Annotated in this window: 1 protein-coding gene; it reads left to right on the top strand. The window is 58.6% G+C overall.

Features of this window, described 5'->3' with window-relative positions; all coding sequences use genetic code 11:
* Positions 1-180 precede the first annotated feature (180 nt).
* Positions 181-1,131 (top strand): TIGR00341 family protein (locus CW742_RS14030; protein ID WP_292421442.1); only part of this gene is annotated, 951 nt, incomplete at its 3' end.

Genomic DNA, 1,131 nt, shown 5'->3' with positions numbered 1-1,131 from the left:
ATATACGACCTGGTCCTCTTCGCCCTCATTCTTGCGGGGATCACCAGTCTCTGAAATACCGCGACCCGCTTCCCATCCCGCCGGGCCGGGAAGGGCGGACTGCCCCGGACGGGCCCCCGGCAGAACAACCTATTCTTTGAAATACCCCTATTGCACAATACCAATCCAGCGATTCCACCCATGAAGAAAGTAATCATCACCGTTCCACGTACCAAAGCAAACATTCTTGCAGAGAGTCTGAAAGACATAGTCTACACCGTTGTCGAATCCGAAGAATGGATCCGCTACACGCTCTATGTCCAGGACGGCATGGTTGATGAGATGATCTCAAAGACATCCGCCACCCTGAACGGGAGCAACCGCGCCGGGAAAGGTGCGCCGCTCTGGCTGGGCCTCATCCCGGAGATCAAGGAGGCGGCCGGAGAGGAGGACCGGTATACGCTCATCGAGGTCTCCACGCCGGACTTTATCATCTCCCCGTATCTTGAGAAACTCAAAGAAGAATGGAAAGCCCGGGCGCCAAAAGAGGAGCGGACACCGGTCGAGAAGATCCTCGCAACAGTCGAGGACTATGCAACGTTTGACAAGAACAAGGTCATCCTCGCCGCCATCGCCGGCATTGTCGCCCTCATCGGGCTCTTCTTAAACAACGTGGGTATCATCATCGGGGCGATGCTCCTCTCCCCGCTGCTTGGCCCCATCTACGCCCTTGCCATCTCGGTCGCCACCGGGAACCGGAACGCGACCATCGACTGCGTTAAAATTCTTGCAGTCTATATCATCCTTCTCATCGCGATTGCAGCACTCGTCACCCTGCCGCTCTCGTACCTCATCGATCTCGAGATGACCCCGGAGATTGCCTCCCGCATGGACGCCAACTCTGTCTATATCGTGATGGCAGTCCTTCTCGGGCTTGCAACCATCATCGCCCTTGCCAGGGGGATCCCGGAAGGGATAGCGGGCGTCGCCATCGCAGCAGCGCTCCTGCCGCCGGCCGTTGTCACCGGCATCGCCCTGGTCTGGCATCCTGCCGGGTTCCTCGATGCGCTGACCCTGACCCTTCAGAACGTCGGGGGGCTGGTGGCCGGCTCTTTAATCGGCGTGGTTTTCCTGAAACTCGGCCCCCGCGAC

This window comes from Methanoregula sp., assembly GCF_002835825.1.
In the GTDB taxonomy this organism is placed as follows: domain Archaea; phylum Halobacteriota; class Methanomicrobia; order Methanomicrobiales; family Methanospirillaceae; genus Methanoregula.
This window is presented reverse-complemented; position numbering and strand designations above follow the sequence as displayed.